This is a genomic window from Kocuria salsicia, from assembly GCF_039532055.1.
Classification (GTDB): Bacteria; Actinomycetota; Actinomycetes; order Actinomycetales; family Micrococcaceae; genus Kocuria; species Kocuria salsicia.
Window position 1 is genome coordinate 245,784 of record NZ_BAAARF010000003.1, and the last position, 16,456, is coordinate 262,239.

The window sequence follows — 16,456 nt, forward strand, 5'->3', positions numbered from 1 at the left end:
CCGCCCGCCGCGGCCCCGTACCGTGGGTGGCAGGTGTCGTCCGGGCCGCGGAGCCGCGGGAGGGCACGCACGACACCGGGACCGCACGGGTCCCGGCGCAGACGACTCGCGAAAACTTGAGAACTGGAGTGTTGGATGTTGCGTTGGCTCACGGCCGGAGAGTCCCACGGTGAAGCACTTGTGGGAATCATCGAGGGCGTCCCCGCCGGGGTGGAACTGACCACGGGGATGATCCAGGACGCACTGGCCCGGCGCCGGCTCGGCTACGGCCGGGGCGCGCGCATGAAGTTCGAGCAGGACCGCGTGCGGATCCTGGGCGGGGTGCGCCACGGGATCACCCAGGGCGGGCCGGTGGCCATCGAGATCGCCAACACGGAGTGGCCCAAGTGGCAGGATGTCATGAGCTCCGACCCCGTGGACTCCGAGGTGCTCGCCGGGCGCGCCCGCAACGCGCCGCTGACCCGCCCGCGTCCCGGCCACGCGGACCTCACGGGCATGCAGAAGTACGGCTTCGACGAGGCCCGTCCGGTGCTCGAGCGCGCCTCCGCGCGCGAGACCGCCACGCGCGTGGCCCTCGGGGTGGTCGCTGCGCAGATCCTGGCGGCCCTGGGGATCCGCCTGGTCGCGCACACCACCGCCATCGCCGACGTCGCCGTGCCCGACGACGCCCCGCTGCCCGGCCCGGACGACGTCGCCGCGCTCGACGCGGACCCGCTGCGCTGCTTCGACGCCGCGACCTCCCAGGCCATGGTGGCCGCCGTGGACGAGGCCCACAAGGCGGGGGAGACCCTGGGCGGCGTCGTGGAGGTACTCGCCGAGGGGCTGCCCCCGGGACTCGGCTCCTACGTCCACTGGGACCGCCGTCTCGACGCCAGGCTCGCTGCCGCGCTCATGGGCATCCAGGCCATCAAGGGCGTGGAGGTCGGGGACGGCTTCCGCACGGCCGCGCGCCCCGGATCCCAGGCGCACGACGAGACGCTGCCCGAGGAGGGTGCAGTGCACCGCGTGTCCAACCGCGCCGGCGGCATCGAGGGCGGCATGTCCATCGGGGACCTGCTGCGCGTGCGTGCGGCCATGAAGCCGATCGCCACCGTGCCGCGCTCCCTGCACACGGTGGACGTCGCCACGGGTGAGCCCGCACGGGCCCACCACCAGCGCTCTGACGTGTGTGCGGTGCCGGCCGCGGGCGTCGTCGCCGAGGCCATGGTGGCCCTCGTGCTCGCCGAGGCCGTGCTCGAGAAGTTCGGCGGGGACTCCGTGGCGGAGGTCATCCGGAACAGGAACGCCTACCTGGCCGCGATCCCAGCCCAGCTGCGCACCTCCCCGGAACTTGCCGATCCCGCCGCGCTGGCGGCCCTGGACGAGGTGCGCGGGGACCTCTCGTGAGGCACGCACCCCTGCCCGTGGTGCTGATCGGGCCCATGGCTGCCGGCAAGTCCCACGTGGCCCGTCACATGGCATCGCACTACGGACTGCGCCACGTGGACACGGACAGGTTGATCGTGTCCCGCCACGGACCCATCCCGGAGCTGTTCCGCGCGCGAGGGGAGGCGGAGTTCCGCCGGGTCGAGGCCGAAGTCGTGGCCGAGGCCCTCGACGACCCGCAGAACCGGGAGTGCGTGATCTCCCTGGGCGGGGGAGCACCCATGTCCCCGCTCGTGCAGCCCCTGCTCAGTGGACGAATGGTCGCGTACCTGGAAGTGGACCTGGACACCGTGCGACCCCGGATCCGCGGCAACACCACCCGGCCCATGCTGCAGCCGGACCCCGAGGTCCGATGGAGCCAGATCCTGGACGAGCGCCGGGAGACCTTCGAGCGGCTCGCCACCATCCGCCTGGACGGCCGCGCGCCCCGCAGCGTCGCGCAGATCGCCCACGACCTCTACGCCGCGCTCGGTGAGCCGCAGACCTCCGTGCTCACCGCACGCGGGAAGGAGCACACCGCATGACCGAGACCGTGATCCCCGTCCGCGGGGAGACCCCCGAGAACCAGTACGACGTCCTGGTGGGCCACGGCCTGCTGGGCCGCGTGCCCCAGCTGCTGGGTGAGCGCGTCAAGAAGGTCCTCATCATCCACCCGCGCGCCCTGCGAACCACCGGGGACGTGGTGCAGGAGGACCTCGGGCGGGCGGGCATCCAGAGCTTCGTCGCGGAGATCCCGGACGCGGAGGAGGGCAAGCGCGTGGAGGTGGCGGCCTTCTGCTGGCAGATCATGGGCCAGTCCGACTTCACGCGCACGGACGCCGTGGTCTCCGTGGGCGGCGGGGCCGTGTCCGACCTCGCTGGTTTCGTGGCCGCCACGTGGCTGCGCGGGGTGCGGGTGGTCCACCTTCCCACCACTCTGCTGGGCATGGTGGATGCCGCCGTGGGCGGAAAGACCGGGATCAACACCGCGGAGGGCAAGAACCTGGTGGGCTCCTTCCACCCGCCGGCCGCGGTCGTGTGCGACCTCGACTCCCTGGCCACGCTGCCCGAGAACGAGCTGCTGACCGGGATGGCCGAGGTGGTCAAGTGCGGTTTCATCGCCGATCCGCAGATCCTGCAGCTGATCCAAAAGAACCCCGAGCAGGTGCGCGACAGCCAGTCGGACGTGGTCCGGGAACTGGTGGAGCGCAGTGTACGGGTCAAGGCGGAGGTCGTCTCCTCGGACCTGAAGGAGTCCGGGCGGCGTGAGTACCTGAACTACGGCCACACCCTGGGCCACGCGATCGAGCACAACGAGCGCTACCAGTGGCGCCACGGTGCCGCAGTCTCGGTGGGCATGGTCTTCGCGGCGGAACTGGGGCGCGCGGCAGGAACCCTGGACGACGACGTCGTGGCCCGTCACCGCGAGATCCTCACCTCCCTGGGGCTGCCCGTGAGCTACCGTGCGGACCAGTGGCCGCGGCTGCTGGAGGTCATGAAGCGCGACAAGAAGACGCGGGGCAACCTGCTGCGCTTCGTGGTCCTGGACCGCATTGCCGCACCGCGCATCATGGAGGTTCCGGACCCCGCGATCCTTTTCGCGTGCTACCAGGAGATCGCGGACTGAGACCCGCCACGCCGGCCCGTGCCGTGGCCACCGGGCGGACGGGCCCGGCCACGCGGTAGACTGGTGCGGCTCCACGAGCCGATCCCGCCCGCAGACGTTCCCGACGAGAAAGTGACACCGTGGCAACCAGCAACGACATCAAGAACGGCACCATCCTCAAACTCGACGGCAACCTCTGGCAGACCATCGAGTTCCAGCACGTCAAGCCCGGCAAGGGGGGCGCGTTCGTGCGCACCAAGCTGCGCAACGTGACGAGCGGCAAGGTGGTGGACAAGACGTTCAACGCGGGTGCCAAGATCGAGACCGCCACGGTGGACCGTAGCGAGTACCAGTACCTCTACCAGGACGGTGAGGACTACGTGTTCATGGACAACTCCACGTACGACCAGATCACTGTCCCGGGTGTCGTGGTGGGGGACGCGGCGAACTTCATGCTCGAGAACCAGAACGTGACCGTGGCCATCCACGAGGGCGCGCCGCTGTACATCGAGATGCCGCCCTCGGTGGTCCTGGAGATCACCTACACCGAGCCCGGCCTGCAGGGTGACCGCTCCACGGGCGGCACGAAGCCCGCCACCGTGGAGACCGGCTACCAGATCCAGGTCCCCCTGTTCCTCGAGCAGGGCACCAAGGTCAAGGTGGACACCCGCACCGGCGACTACCTGGGACGCGTCAACGAGTGAGCGGGGCACGCAGCAAGGCCCGGGTCCGCGCCGTCGAGATCCTCTTCGAGGCCGAACAACGTGACGAGTCGGTCCGCGACGCCCTGGTGCGCCGGCGGGAGAACTCGACCTCGCCCATCCAGCCCTACACCGTGGAGATCCTCGAGGGCGTGGACGGGCGCCGCGAGGACATCGACGAGTTCCTGCAGACCTACTCGCAGGGCTGGGAGCTCTCGCGGATGCCCGCAGTGGACCGCAACGCCCTGCGCGTGGGCGCGTGGGAGCTTCTCTACAACGACGACGTCCCGGACGGCGTGGCCGTGGCGGAGGCGGTGGCCGTGGCGCGGGAGCTGTCCACTGACGACTCGCCCCGTTTCGTCAACGGCCTGCTGGGCCGTCTGCAGAAGGTCAAGCCGTCCCTGCTGGACGACTGAGACCGTGACCCCGGTTCGTGGACCCCACGGGCCGGGGTTTTTCCGTGTGGTAGCTTCAAAGACAGATCGCACCCTTTAAATTCCGTCCGGTGAGGCGGGGAAGGAGGCGGCACGTGAGCGTGCCCGAACACGCCGAGCAGGCACCGGGGAGCACAGTCTCCCGAGTGATCCTCTCGACATCCGACATCGACCGGGCCCTGTCCCGGATCGCCCACGAGATCCTGGAGTCCAACAAGGGCTCGGAGAACCTCGTGCTGCTGGGGATCGCCCGTCGCGGCTTCCCGCTGGCCCAGCGCCTCGCGGCCAGGCTCGAGCAGATCGACCCCGACTTCACGGCCCGCGCCGCCACGGGGCAGCTGGACATCACCATGTACCGCGACGACCTGCGCCGCCACCCCGCCCGCACCCCGCAGCCCACGCTGATCCCAGATTCCGGGATCGACGGGCGCACCGTGGTGCTCGTGGACGACGTCCTGTGCTCCGGGCGCACCATCCGCGCTGCGCTCGACGCCCTCGTGGACGTGGGTCGGCCCCGGGCCGTACGGCTGGCCGTCCTGGTGGACCGCGGGCACCGCGAGCTGCCGATCCGCGCGGACCACGTGGGCAAGAATCTGCCGACCTCCTCTCAGGAGAAGGTGCGGGTGCTGCTGCGCGAGACGGACCCGGACACGCGCGCTGAGGGCCACGAGGACTGCGTGGTGATCGACGCGCCGGTGGCCTCGGACCCGGACGTCGCCAGGGACGCCGAGGCCGCGGGGGAGGGGACGAGCCGATGAGGCACCTGCTCTCCACTGCCGAGCTCTCCTACGGGGAGGCCGTCCAGATCCTGGACACCGCGGACCAGATGGCCGCCGTGTCCTCCCGCTCCGTCAAGAAGCTGCCCGCGCTGCGCGGGCGCACCGTGGTGAACCTGTTCTTCGAGGACTCCACGCGCACGAGGATCTCGTTCGAGACGGCGGCCAAGCGGCTGAGCGCGGACGTGATCAACTTCTCCGCGAAGGGCTCGTCCGTGTCCAAGGGCGAGTCCCTGAAGGACACCGCCCAGACCCTGATGGCCATGAGCGCGGACGTCGTGGTGATCCGCCACGCGTCCTCCGGCGCGCCGCAGCAGCTCGCGGACTCCGGGTGGATCGACGCCGCCGTCGTCAACGCGGGGGACGGCAAGCACGCACACCCCACGCAGGCGCTGCTGGACGCGATGACGCTGCGCCAGGTGCGCTCCCGCCGCACGGGCACGCCCACGACGGGCATGGACCTGGACGGTATGCACGTGGTGGTCGTGGGTGACGTGCTGCACTCGCGGGTAGCCCGCTCCAACGTGTGGCTGCTCACAGCCCTGGGCGCCCGGGTCACGCTCGTGGCCCCGCCCACGCTGCTGCCCGTGGCCATGGACGACTGGCCGTGCGAGGTCTCCTACGACCTCGACGCCGTGCTGGCGGAGGCTCCGGACGCCGTGATGATGCTGCGGCTGCAGCGTGAGCGGATGAACGCGGCGTTCTTCCCGAGCGAGGCCGAGTACACCCGGGGCTGGGGGCTGACCTCCCAGCGGGTGCAGCGTCTCGAGGCCCTCGGCGCGCCCACGGTGTTCATGCACCCCGGTCCAATGAACCGCGGCCTGGAGATCTCCTCCGAGGCCGCAGACTCGGAGCGCTCCACCGTGCTGGAACAGGTGTCCAACGGCGTCTCCGTGCGCATGGCCGTGCTCTTCCAGCTGCTCTCCGGAGACGAGAGCACCCCCTACCCGAGCGAGAACTGAGGCGGTCCCATGAGCTCCTACCTGATCAGCAGTGCCCGCCCCGAGGGCGGTGAGCCGGCGGACATCCTCGTCACGGACGGCGTCATTGCGTCCGTGGGCGCCCCCGGAACCCTGGAGGCGCCCGAGGGGACCGAGACCGTCGACGCCGCGGGCGCCGTCGCACTGCCCGGTCTCGTGGACATGCACACCCACCTGCGTGAACCAGGCCACGAGGACGCCGAGACCGTGGAGACCGGCACCCGTGCCGCGGCGAAGGGCGGGTTCACCGCCGTCTTCGCAATGGCCAACTCCCACCCCGTGGCGGACACTGCTGGCGTGGTGGAGCAGGTCTGGCGCCTGGGCCGCGACGCGGGCTGGGCGGACGTCCACCCGGTGGGCGCGGTCACCGTGGGCCTCGAGGGCACGCAGCTCTCGGAGCTGCGCGCCATGGCCGAGTCCCGCGCGGGCGTGCGGATGTTCTCCGACGACGGCAAGTGCGTGCACGACCCCCTCCTGATGCGCCGGGCGCTGGAGTACGTGAAGTCCTTCGGTGGCATCATCGCGCAGCACGCCCAGGAGCCGCGCCTGACGCAGGACGCGCAGATGAACGAGGGCACCGTGTCCGCGGACCTCGGCCTCACGGGCTGGCCCGCGGTGGCCGAGGAGGCGATCATCGCCCGGGACGTGCTGCTGACGCAGCACGTGGACTCCCGCCTGCACGTGTGCCACGTCTCGACCGCTGGCTCGGTGGAGATCGTGCGCTGGGCCAAGGAGCGCGGAGTGGTCGTCACCGCCGAGGTGACCCCCCATCACCTGCTGCTCACGGACGAGCTCGTGCGAACCTTCGACCCCGTCTACAAGGTCAACCCCCCGCTGCGCACGGACGAGGACGTCCAGGCCCTGCGCCGCGCCGTCGCCGAGGGCGTGATCGATGTGGTCGGCACCGACCACGCGCCGCACCCCGCAGAGGACAAGGAGTGCGAGTGGAGCTGCGCGGCCCACGGGATGACCGGGCTGGAAACCGCTCTGGCCGTGGTGCAGCAGACCCTCGTGGACACCGGACTCATGGGCTGGGAGCGGGTGGCGCAGATCATGTCCCACCGTCCGGCCGAGATCCTCGGGCTCTCCGACCAGGGGCAGAAGCTGGAGCCCGGCGCGCCGGCGAACATCGTGCTGTGGAACCCGGAGGGCTCCACGACGGTGGACCCCGCGAGCCACGTCTCCAAGGGCCGCAACAGCCCCTACCGGGGGATGAACCTGCCGGGGGCTGTGCGCGCCACGTTCTACCGCGGCCACCCCGTTGTCCTGGACGGGGAACTGACCACCCCCCTGGCCCGCTGATCCCCGCGCGTTCACGAAAGGTTCTGTCTCGATGTCGGACAAGCTCGTCCCCACCCTGCTCACCATCCTCATCGTGGTGGTGCTCTTCGCCCTGCTCTGGTGGGGCTGGCGGGGTCGGGTGCGACGCCAGTCGGGGCTGCCTCCCGTGGCGCAGGCCCCGCGGGACCTGATGCAGCGCGCCACGGCCCGGGTGGACGGGATGTACGTGGTCACCACCTACGCCTCCCAGCCGCTGGAGCGGATCGCGAGCCACGGCCTCGGCGTGCGCACCACTGCGGAGGCCGTGGTGGCACCCGAGGGCGTGTTCCTCAACCGCCAGGGCGCCCCGGACGTCTTCATCCCCCGGGAGCATCTGCGCGCTGTGTCGACCGCCTCCGGGATGGTCGGCAAGTTCGTGGAGCGCGGCGGACTCGTGGTGCTCACGTGGGACCTGGGGGACACCCGTGTGGACACCGGCTTCCGCGCCCGCACCGGTGAGGGCTCCCGCGAACTGGAGGACGCGGCGTCGGCCCTGCTGGACGCCTGAGCACAGAACCCGAGAAGACACCCCGAGAACCTGATCCCGGGACGGCACCGCAAAGGAGCCTCCCAGCATGCTCAACGAAAGGAGTTCACCATGAACTCACCACGCATCGAACCGGCCGTCATGGTCCTCGAGGACGGCACGGTCTTCCGTGGCCGTGCCTGGGGCGCCCCCGGCACGGCATTCGGCGAGGCGGTCTTCGCCACCGGGATGACCGGCTACCAAGAGACGCTCACGGACCCCTCCTACGCGGGGCAGATCGTGATCCAGACCGCGCCGCACATCGGCAACACGGGCGTGAACCTGCAGGACATGGAGTCCCACAGGATCTGGGTGAACGGCTTCGTGGTCCGTGACCCCGCCCGCCGCCCCTCCAACTGGCGCAGCGAGCGCAGCCTGGACGAGGAGCTCGCCGAGCAGGGCATCACCGGGATCCAGGGCGTGGACACCCGCGCCCTGACCCGCCACCTGCGCAACAAGGGTGCGATGCGCGCCGGCATCTTCTCCGGGGAGGCCGCCGAGCAGCCCACCGCGCAGCTCGTGCAGCAGGTGGCCGAACAGCCAGCCATGGCGGGACGCTCGCTCGCGGAGCACGTGAGCGTGGACGAGGCCTATGTGGTGGAGCCCTCCGAGCACGGCTGGGACGCCCCGGTGCGCCACGACGTCGTCGCCGTGGACCTCGGCATCAAGTCCATGACGCCGCAGCGACTCGCCGAGCGCGGGGTGCGCGTGCACGTGGTGCCCGCGGACGTGACCTTCGAGCAGCTCCGCGAGCTGGACCCGGATGGTGTGTTCTTCTCCAACGGTCCCGGTGACCCGGCGACCGCCGACGAGCAGGTGGCCCTGCTGCGCCAGGTGCTCGACGCCCGCATCCCGTTCTTCGGAATCTGCTTCGGCAACCAGCTGCTGGGTCGCGCGCTCGGCTTCGGCACGTACAAACTGACCTTCGGCCACCGCGGCATCAACCAACCCGTGATGGACCTCGCCACGGGCACGGTGGAGATCACCTCCCAGAACCACGGCTTCGCCGTGGACGCCCCAGTGGGCGAGACCGTGACCGCCCCCGAGTCCCGCTACGGCCGGGTGGCCGTGTCCCACGTGGGGCTCAACGACAACGTGGTGGAAGGCCTGCGCTGCGAGGACATCCCCGCGTTCTCGGTGCAGTACCACCCCGAGGCCGCGGCCGGTCCCCACGACTCCGCCTACCTCTTCGACCGCTTTATCGACGTGATGGACCGGGCCGGCCAGGGCTCCGATCCGGAAGCAGGAGACAACTGATGCCCCGCAGGCAAGACCTCAACAGCGTCCTGGTGATCGGCTCCGGGCCCATCGTGATCGGCCAGGCCGCGGAGTTCGACTACTCCGGCACCCAGGCCCTGCGCGTCCTGAAGGACGAGGGGCTGCGCGTGATCCTGGTCAACTCCAACCCGGCCACCATCATGACCGACCCGGAGTTCGCGGACGCCACCTACGTGGAGCCCATCACCCCGGAGACGGTCGAGAAGATCATCGCCAAGGAGCGCCCGGACGCCGTGCTGCCCACCCTGGGTGGTCAGACCGCGCTGAACACCGCGCTCGCCCTGGACGCCAACGGAGCGCTCGAGAAGTACGACGTCGAGCTGATCGGCGCGGACGTCGCCGCCATCAACCTCGGTGAGGACCGCGAGGCCTTCAAGGGCGTCGTCGAGCGCTGCGGCGCCGAGTCCGCCCGCTCGGTCATCGTCCACTCCATGGACGAGGCGCTCTCGGCCGCGGAGAAGCTGGGCTACCCCATGGTCGTGCGGCCCTCCTTCACCATGGGCGGGCTCGGCTCCGGGCTCGCGTACAACGAGACTGACCTGCACCGCATCGCCGGCGCCGGCATCCAGTACTCGCCCACCTCGGAGGTGCTCCTGGAGGAGTCCATCCTGGGCTGGAAGGAGTACGAGCTCGAGATGATGCGCGACGCCAACGACAACGTGGTGGTCGTGTGCTCGATCGAGAACGTGGACCCCGTGGGAGTGCACACCGGCGACTCCATCACCGTGGCCCCCGCCCTGACCCTGACCGACCGCGAGTACCAGCGGATGCGCGACATCGCGATCGCCGTGATCCGCGAGGTGGGCGTGGACACCGGTGGGTGCAACATCCAGTTCGCGGTGGAGCCCGACACCGGGCGCATCGTGGTGATCGAGATGAACCCCCGCGTCTCCCGCTCCTCGGCGCTGGCGTCCAAGGCCACGGGCTTCCCGATCGCCAAGATCGCCACGAAGCTCTCCCTGGGCTACACACTGGATGAGATCCCCAACGACATCACGCAGAAGACACCGGCGAGCTTCGAGCCGACGCTGGACTACGTGGTGGTGAAGGTCCCGCGCTTCGCGTTCGAGAAGTTCCCCGCGGCGGACCCCACGCTGACCACCACCATGAAGTCAGTGGGCGAGGCCATGGCCATCGGGCGCAACTTCACGGAGGCCCTGCAGAAGGCCATGCGCTCGCTGGAGCAGAAGGGCTCGTCCTTCAGCTTCGCCAGGCCCGCCGTGGAGCCCGGGCCCAACACGGTGGCGCGCCTGGTCGAGAAGACCCGGGAGACCACCACGCAGCGGCTGCGCAACGTGCAGCGTGCGCTGCTGGCTGGTGCCACCGTGGAGCAGGTCTTCGAGGCCACCGCGATCGACCCGTGGTTCCTGGACCAGGTCCAGCTGCTCAACGAGACCGCCGAGCTGATCCGCCAGGACCCGGACCTGCACCCCGCCACCCTGCAAGAGGCCAAGCGGCACGGCTTCTCGGACGCGCAGATCGGCGAGCTCGTGCACCTGGAGGAGTCCGTGGTGCGCGGGGTGCGCCACGCCCTGGACATCCGCCCCGTCTACAAGACCGTGGACACGTGCGCCGCGGAGTTCGAGGCGTTCACCCCGTACCACTACTCGAGCTACGACGAGGAGTCGGAGGTCGCCCCGCACGAGAAGCCCTCGGTGATGATCCTGGGCTCCGGGCCCAACCGGATCGGGCAGGGCATCGAGTTCGACTACTCGTGCGTGCACGCCTCCATGGTGCTGCGCGGGGCCGGTTACGAGACGGTGATGCTCAACTGCAACCCGGAGACCGTGTCCACGGACTACGACGTCTCCACGCGCCTGTACTTCGAGCCGCTGACGTTCGAGGACGTCATGGAGGTCGTGGAGGCCGAGCGCCGCTCGGGCGGGCTGCTGGGCGTGTTCGTGCAGCTCGGCGGGCAGACCCCGCTCAAGCTCGCCGCGGACCTCAAGGCCGCGGGTGTGCCCATCCTGGGCACGACTCCTGAGGCGATCGACCTCGCCGAGGACCGCGGGGAGTTCGCCCGCGTGCTCACCGAGGCCGGACTGCGCCAGCCCAAGAACGGCACGGCCTACGACTTCGCCGAGGCGCGGCGGATCGCCCACGAGATCGGTTATCCCGTGCTCGTGCGCCCCTCGTATGTGCTGGGTGGCCGGGGCATGGAGATCGTCTACGACGAGGCCTCCCTGAAGACCTACCTGGACAACGCCACGGAGATCAGCCCGAGCCGCCCCGCCCTGATCGACAAGTTCCTCGAGGACGCGATCGAGATCGACGTGGACGCCCTCTACGACGGCCGGGACTGCTACGTGGGCGGGATCATGGAGCACATCGAGGAGGCCGGGATCCACTCCGGTGACTCCGCGTGCGTGCTGCCCCCGATCACCCTCGGCCCCGACGTGATCGCCCGCGTGCGCGAGGCCACCGGGGCGATTGCCCGCGGTGTGGGTGTGAGGGGTCTCATCAACCTGCAGTTCGCGCTGGCCTCGGACGTGCTCTACGTGATCGAGGCGAACCCCCGTGCCTCCCGCACGGTCCCGTTCGTCTCGAAGGCCACGGGGGTCCAGATGGCCAAGGCCGCAGCGCTGATCGGCACCGGGCGCACGGTGGCACAGCTGCGGGCCGACGGCGTGCTGCCGGCAGACTACGACGGCACCACCCTGCCGGAGAACACACCGACCGCAGTGAAGGAGGTCGTGCTCCCGTTCGCCCGCTTCCGCACCCCCGAGGGCGCGGTCGTGGACTCGCTGCTCGGCCCGGAGATGCGCTCCACGGGCGAGGTCATGGGCATCGACAAGTACTTCGACACCGCGTTCGCCAAGGCCCAGGCCGCGGCCGGCGGCCCCCTGCCCACCGCGGGCCGGCTGTTTGTCTCGGTGGCCAACAAGGACAAGCGCTCGGCGGTGATCCCCGTCAAGATGTTTGCGGACCTCGGCTTCGAGATCGTCTCCACGGGCGGTACCGCGCAGGTGCTCCGTCGCAACGGCATCGAGTCCCGTGTGGTGGCCAAGATCGCGGACACGGGCGAGGACGGCCCCACGGTGGCGGACCTGATCACGGCGGGAGAGATCGACCTGATCTTCAACACCCCCTCCGGTGGCCAGGCGGCGCGCGGAGACGGCTACCAGATCCGCGCCGCGGCCACGTCCGTGGGCGTGCCGACCATGACGACGGTCTCGGAGCTCGGTGCCGCACTGCAGGCAATCACGGCGCAGCGGCAGTACTCGTGGTCCGTGACCTCCCTGCAGGAGCACGAGGAGAACCTGCGCAGCCAGGTGGCGGGGGAGCGGACGGGTGCGTGAGCCCTTCGGCGCCCGCCTCGCGGCGGCCATGGGCGCGACCGGTCCCCTCTGTGTGGGGATCGACCCGCACCCGGCCCTGCTGGACGCGTGGGCTCTGCCCCGCACGGTCTCGGGACTGGAGCGCTTCGCGCTGAGCGTGGTGGAGGCCGCCGCGGGTCTGGCCGCCGCGGTCAAGCCGCAGGTCGCGCTGTTCGAGGCCTACGGCTCGGCGGGTTTTGCGGTGCTCGAACGAGTGCTGCGGGAGTCCCGTGAGGCAGGGGTGCTCAGCATCGCGGACGCCAAGCGCGGGGACATCGGCTCCACGATGGCGGCCTACGCCCAGGCGTGGCTCGCCGACGACTCGCCCCTGGCCGCCGACGCCGTGACGCTCAGCCCCTACCTCGGGTTCGAGTCCTTGCGCCCTGCCCTGGACCTCGCGCGGCAGACTGGCCGTGGCACGTTCGTGCTGGCGCTGACCTCCAACCCGGAGGGCGCGGCGGTCCAGCACGTGGGCGGCACCAGCTCCGTGGCGGGGGCCGTGCTCGACGCGGTGGCTCACGAGAACGCGCCCGCACGCGACGTCGTGGCGCACGATGGCGCGCGGCCCGGCACCTGGGGCGACGCGGCGGCGTCGTCCCAGGTGGGAGCCCACGACGCCGCGCGGGCGGGTCTCGCGAATCGTGACGAAATCGTGACGTCACCTGTCAGGGGCGCTCTCGGCTCGTGCGGCGTGGTCGTGGGGGCCACTGTGGGGGACGCGCTCGAGCGCCTGGACATCGACCTGAGCGCGCTCGACGGGCCGATCCTGGCACCGGGATACGGCGCCCAGGGCGCGGGGGCGGGTGACCTCGCGGCAGTGTTCCAGCACGTCAGACCGGCAGTGCTCGCGAATTCCTCGCGCGGCATCCTCGCTCACGGCCCGGACGCGGCTGCCCTGCGGGAAGCGATCCGGCGCTCCAGCGAGGAGCTCTCCGCCGCCCTGCGCTGACCCGTCCAACCTCGGGAACGCCCCCTGACCGTGAGCCGTCCGGCCACGTCAGGGGGCGTTCACCGTGTTTACCGGGGCAAACGCGTCGGGTACTTTCAGGGTGACCACCCCGGTGCGCCACCCCCCAACACGGGCGCACCCGGGGGTGAAGGCACACGAGGAGGAGAGCTGGGCATGGCACTACGGCCACTGACGGATGAAGAGCGCGCGCACGCTCGGGAGAAGGCCACCGCGGCACGGACCGCGAGGGCGGAGATCAAGAAGGGGCTGCGGGACGGCTCGCTGAGCGTCGCGGACGTCCTCACCAGGAGTGAGACGGACGAGGCCGTCAGCCGACTGAAGGTCACCGAGCTGCTGGAGGCAACCCCCGGGATCGGGAAGGTGCGCTCCGCGGCGATCATGGAGCACATCGGGATCGCACCCACGCGCCGCGTGCGCGGGCTGGGCCAGCACCAACGCCGCGCGCTCGTGGAGTACCTCGACCACTGAGCCCCCCGGCCCCGGCACTGGCCTGCGGGCGACGTCGCGCCTGACGGTACCCCGCCGGGTCGGTGCGGCCGGTGGTTGGTACAGTGGCGGACGAGCCGACCGCTCGTCCACCACTGCTCCGCTGGAGGTATTCCGTGACCCCGTCGCCCACCGTGACCGTCCTGGCCGGCCCCACGGCCGTGGGAAAGGGGACGGTCTCCACCTACGTCCGGGACCACTACCCGCAGGTGTGGCTCTCGGTCTCCGCGACCACCCGGGCCCCGCGGCCCGGAGAGGTGGAGGGCGTGCACTACTTCTTCGTGAGCGACGACGAGTTCGACCGCATGATCGAGGACCACGACCTGCTCGAGTGGGCCGTGGTGCACAACCTGCACCGCTACGGCACACCGCGGCACAAGGTGGAAGAGGCGCTGGCCGCCGGACGCAGCGTGCTGCTGGAGATCGACCTGCAGGGCGCGCGCAGCATCCGCCAGAGCCTTCCGGACGCGCGCTTCGTGTTCCTGGCGCCGCCCAGCTGGGAGGAGATGGTGCAGCGGCTCGTGGGCCGGGGCACCGAAACCCCCGAGCAGCAGCAGCGACGCCTGGAAACGGCTAAACTGGAACTTGCGGCACGTTCGGAGTTCGACCACACGGTGGTCAACGACACCGTGGAGCGCGCCGCCGCCGAACTCGTGGCTCTCATGGGGCTGCCGGACGAACAGGGCCGCTGAGCCCGTTGCGTCCGGGGACCTGCGCGGTCCACCCCGAGCCAGCACAGACATCCACCTGCACTTCAGAGGAGTCCTGACACACGTGAGCATGAACAACGAAGGCATCGTCGACCCGCCCGTGGACCGGCTGCTCGACAAGACGGATTCCAAGTACGGCCTGGTGATCTTCGCTGCGCGTCGCGCCCGCCAGATCAACGCGTACTACTCGCAGCTGCACGAGGGCCTGTTCGAGTACGTGGGCCCGCTCGTGGACACCCAGCTCAACGAGAAGCCCCTGTCCATCGCCTTCCGCGAGATCGACGAGGGCCTGATCGAGGCCGACCACGTGACCAACGGGGGCTTCACCCCCAACGGCCAGCTGGTCTCGGACGAGCCCACGGCCACCGAGATGTTCACCGGGGACTTCTTCGCCCAGGGTGAGGATGCCGGCAGTGCGGCGGTCTTCTCGGACGGCGTGCAGGTTGCCGAGGAGCAGCACCCCGAGGGCACCGAGACCGTCACGGAGACCGTGGCCGAGGAGGCCACCGAGGACTCCACGGAGCCCACCGAGCAGTGACGGTGAACTCCACCGGCCCCGCCCCCGTCCCCTCCGGCCCGAGCGCTTCGTTGCGCATCGTGCTTGGTGTGGGCGGGGGCATTGCCGCATACAAGGCCGCCCTGGTGTCCCGCCTCCTCTCCGAGGCTGGCCACCACGTCGTGCCCATGCCCACGCGTTCCGCCCTGGAGTTCGTGGGCGCACCCACGTGGGAGGCGCTGACCGGTGAGCCTGTGACGGACTCCGTGTTTGAGCGCGTGGACACCGTCAACCACGTGGCGCAGGGTCAGGCGGCGGACCTCGTGGTCATCGCGCCGGCCACGGCTGACCTGATGGCGCGCATCGCCCACGGCCACGCTGACGACCTGCTCACCACCACGGTGCTCGCAACCGCTGCGCCCGTGCTCCTGGCCCCGGCCATGCACACCGAGATGTGGCAGAACCCCGCCACCCGGCGCAACGTGGAACTGCTGCGCCAGCACGGCCACACGGTGCTGGAACCGGCCTCGGGTCGTCTGACGGGCGCGGACAGCGGACCCGGCCGGCTCCCGGAGCCCCGGGAGATTGTCGATGCCGCCCTGGCGCTCGTCGCTGACCGCACCGGGTCTGCCCCCGCGGCCCACACCGCCGAGGGGCACGGCCTGGACGAATCGCACCAGCACGAACCGCTCCTGGACGAACCGCCCCGGGGGACCGGACAACCCGTCGCTCACGGTGCGGCCGACCAGGCCGCCGGGCCCGGCACCCGCGCCCTGGCCGGTCGGCGCGTGCTCATCACCGCCGGGGGTACGCGGGAGGCCCTGGACCCCGTGCGGTTTCTCGGCAACCGCTCGTCCGGCAAGCAGGGGATCGCGATCGCCCGCGCCGCCCGCGACGCCGGTGCGAACGTGCACCTGATCGCGGCGCACGTGGAGACCCCGCTGCCCGAAGGCGTCCGGGTCACCCGCGTGTCCTCGGCGCTGGAGCTGCGCGATGCGAGCCTGGCCGCGGCGGAAGGCTGCGACGTCGTCGTCATGGCCGCTGCCGTGGCCGACTACCGCCCCGACACCGTGGGCGAGCACAAGATGAAGAAGTCCGAGGACGGCACGGACCCCGTGATCCGCCTGGTGCGCAACCCGGACATCCTGCGGGAGCTGGTGACGCTGCGCAACGAGCAGGGCCGGGAGCAGCTCGTGGTGGGCTTCGCCGCGGAGACGGGCGACGCCGAGCGCTCCGTCCTGGACTTCGGCCGCGCCAAGCTGCGGCGCAAGGGCTGCGACCTCCTCGTGCTCAACGAGGTGGGCACGGACAAGGTCTTCGGCCGGGACGACACCGAGGTTGTGGTCCTCTCGGCGCACTCGGAGGACGAGTCCGGTGCGCGCGGCACGAAGGACGAGGTGGCACGGTTCGTGGTGGCCCGGATCGCCTCCGAACTCCACGTCTGAGCCTGCA

The 16,456-nt window shown here is 70.8% G+C and carries 16 protein-coding genes; all 16 read left to right on the forward strand.

Translation table 11 applies throughout. From position 1 onward, the window contains the following. Positions 1–135 precede the first annotated feature (135 nt). The 16 genes from aroC (at position 136) to ABD264_RS01240 (ending at position 16,449) form a co-directional block, all read left to right on the forward strand. Positions 136–1,386, forward strand: a complete 1,251-nt coding sequence (aroC, locus tag ABD264_RS01165; protein WP_144942887.1) for a chorismate synthase — start codon at positions 136–138, stop codon at positions 1,384–1,386. After that, positions 1,383–1,949 (forward strand): shikimate kinase, encoded by a 567-nt coding sequence (locus ABD264_RS01170; protein WP_094393890.1) that lies wholly within the window; start codon positions 1,383–1,385, stop codon positions 1,947–1,949. Before aroC ends, ABD264_RS01170 begins: the two co-directional genes overlap by 4 nt. Then, complete coding sequence (gene aroB / locus ABD264_RS01175) at positions 1,946–3,031, forward strand: 3-dehydroquinate synthase (protein ID WP_344203686.1); 1,086 nt, start codon at positions 1,946–1,948, stop codon at positions 3,029–3,031. The genes ABD264_RS01170 and aroB overlap by 4 nt, the downstream gene beginning before the upstream one ends. A gap of 119 nt (positions 3,032–3,150) precedes the next feature. Then, positions 3,151–3,714, forward strand: a complete 564-nt coding sequence (efp, locus tag ABD264_RS01180; protein WP_055084651.1) for an elongation factor P — start codon at positions 3,151–3,153, stop codon at positions 3,712–3,714. Next, on the forward strand, positions 3,711–4,127 hold the full coding sequence (gene nusB / locus ABD264_RS01185; protein ID WP_055084653.1) for a transcription antitermination factor NusB: 417 nt from the start codon (positions 3,711–3,713) through the stop codon (positions 4,125–4,127). The genes efp and nusB overlap by 4 nt, the downstream gene beginning before the upstream one ends. Positions 4,128–4,240: 113 nt before the next feature. After that, entirely contained in the window at positions 4,241–4,903 is a 663-nt protein-coding gene (pyrR, locus tag ABD264_RS01190) for a bifunctional pyr operon transcriptional regulator/uracil phosphoribosyltransferase PyrR (RefSeq protein ID WP_094393892.1), read from the forward strand. Continuing rightward, a complete protein-coding gene (locus tag ABD264_RS01195; RefSeq protein ID WP_344203691.1) occupies positions 4,900–5,883 on the forward strand; it encodes an aspartate carbamoyltransferase catalytic subunit in 984 nt (327 codons plus the stop codon). The genes pyrR and ABD264_RS01195 overlap by 4 nt, the downstream gene beginning before the upstream one ends. Positions 5,884–5,892: 9 nt before the next feature. After that, positions 5,893–7,203 (forward strand): dihydroorotase, encoded by a 1,311-nt coding sequence (locus ABD264_RS01200; RefSeq protein WP_094393896.1) that lies wholly within the window; start codon positions 5,893–5,895, stop codon positions 7,201–7,203. A gap of 31 nt (positions 7,204–7,234) precedes the next feature. After that, positions 7,235–7,729: a PH-like domain-containing protein gene (locus tag ABD264_RS01205; RefSeq protein ID WP_144942889.1), complete on the forward strand. Its 495-nt coding sequence runs from the start codon at positions 7,235–7,237 to the stop codon at positions 7,727–7,729. A gap of 90 nt (positions 7,730–7,819) precedes the next feature. After that, positions 7,820–9,004: a glutamine-hydrolyzing carbamoyl-phosphate synthase small subunit gene (carA, locus tag ABD264_RS01210; protein ID WP_144942890.1), complete on the forward strand. Its 1,185-nt coding sequence runs from the start codon at positions 7,820–7,822 to the stop codon at positions 9,002–9,004. Next, positions 9,004–12,324, forward strand: a complete 3,321-nt coding sequence (carB, locus tag ABD264_RS01215) for a carbamoyl-phosphate synthase large subunit (protein ID WP_344203696.1) — start codon at positions 9,004–9,006, stop codon at positions 12,322–12,324. The genes carA and carB overlap by 1 nt, the downstream gene beginning before the upstream one ends. A gap of 28 nt (positions 12,325–12,352) precedes the next feature. Next, the gene (pyrF, locus tag ABD264_RS01220; protein ID WP_055084717.1) at positions 12,353–13,291 is read left to right on the forward strand and encodes an orotidine-5'-phosphate decarboxylase; all 939 of its coding nucleotides are present in this window, start codon (positions 12,353–12,355) and stop codon (positions 13,289–13,291) included. A 174-nt stretch (positions 13,292–13,465) separates the two neighbouring features. Next, positions 13,466–13,780 (forward strand): integration host factor, actinobacterial type, encoded by a 315-nt coding sequence (gene mihF, locus ABD264_RS01225; RefSeq protein WP_055084668.1) that lies wholly within the window; start codon positions 13,466–13,468, stop codon positions 13,778–13,780. A gap of 134 nt (positions 13,781–13,914) precedes the next feature. Continuing rightward, positions 13,915–14,490, forward strand: coding sequence for a guanylate kinase (gene gmk / locus ABD264_RS01230; RefSeq protein ID WP_055084670.1), 576 nt, complete (start codon positions 13,915–13,917; stop codon positions 14,488–14,490). Between the two features lie 82 nt (positions 14,491–14,572). Further along, positions 14,573–15,046: a DNA-directed RNA polymerase subunit omega gene (rpoZ, locus tag ABD264_RS01235; protein ID WP_055084672.1), complete on the forward strand. Its 474-nt coding sequence runs from the start codon at positions 14,573–14,575 to the stop codon at positions 15,044–15,046. A 50-nt stretch (positions 15,047–15,096) separates the two neighbouring features. Beyond that, entirely contained in the window at positions 15,097–16,449 is a 1,353-nt protein-coding gene (locus ABD264_RS01240) for a bifunctional phosphopantothenoylcysteine decarboxylase/phosphopantothenate synthase (RefSeq protein WP_144942951.1), read from the forward strand. The last annotated feature ends 7 nt before the right edge of the window (positions 16,450–16,456 follow it).

What these genes read in the sequence shown, in the direction of transcription:
- ABD264_RS01205 (WP_144942889.1), top strand. Translation starts at nt 7,235, where the DNA reads ATGTCGGACAAGCTCGTCCCCACCCTGCTCACCATCCTCATCGTGGTG.
- carA (WP_144942890.1), top strand. Translation starts at nt 7,820, where the DNA reads ATGAACTCACCACGCATCGAACCGGCCGTCATGGTCCTCGAGGACGGC.
- mihF (WP_055084668.1), top strand. Translation starts at nt 13,466, where the DNA reads ATGGCACTACGGCCACTGACGGATGAAGAGCGCGCGCACGCTCGGGAG.
- aroC (WP_144942887.1), top strand. Translation starts at nt 136, where the DNA reads ATGTTGCGTTGGCTCACGGCCGGAGAGTCCCACGGTGAAGCACTTGTG.
- aroB (WP_344203686.1), top strand. Translation starts at nt 1,946, where the DNA reads ATGACCGAGACCGTGATCCCCGTCCGCGGGGAGACCCCCGAGAACCAG.
- carB (WP_344203696.1), top strand. Translation starts at nt 9,004, where the DNA reads ATGCCCCGCAGGCAAGACCTCAACAGCGTCCTGGTGATCGGCTCCGGG.
- ABD264_RS01195 (WP_344203691.1), top strand. Translation starts at nt 4,900, where the DNA reads ATGAGGCACCTGCTCTCCACTGCCGAGCTCTCCTACGGGGAGGCCGTC.
- pyrF (WP_055084717.1), top strand. Translation starts at nt 12,353, where the DNA reads ATGGGCGCGACCGGTCCCCTCTGTGTGGGGATCGACCCGCACCCGGCC.
- ABD264_RS01200 (WP_094393896.1), top strand. Translation starts at nt 5,893, where the DNA reads ATGAGCTCCTACCTGATCAGCAGTGCCCGCCCCGAGGGCGGTGAGCCG.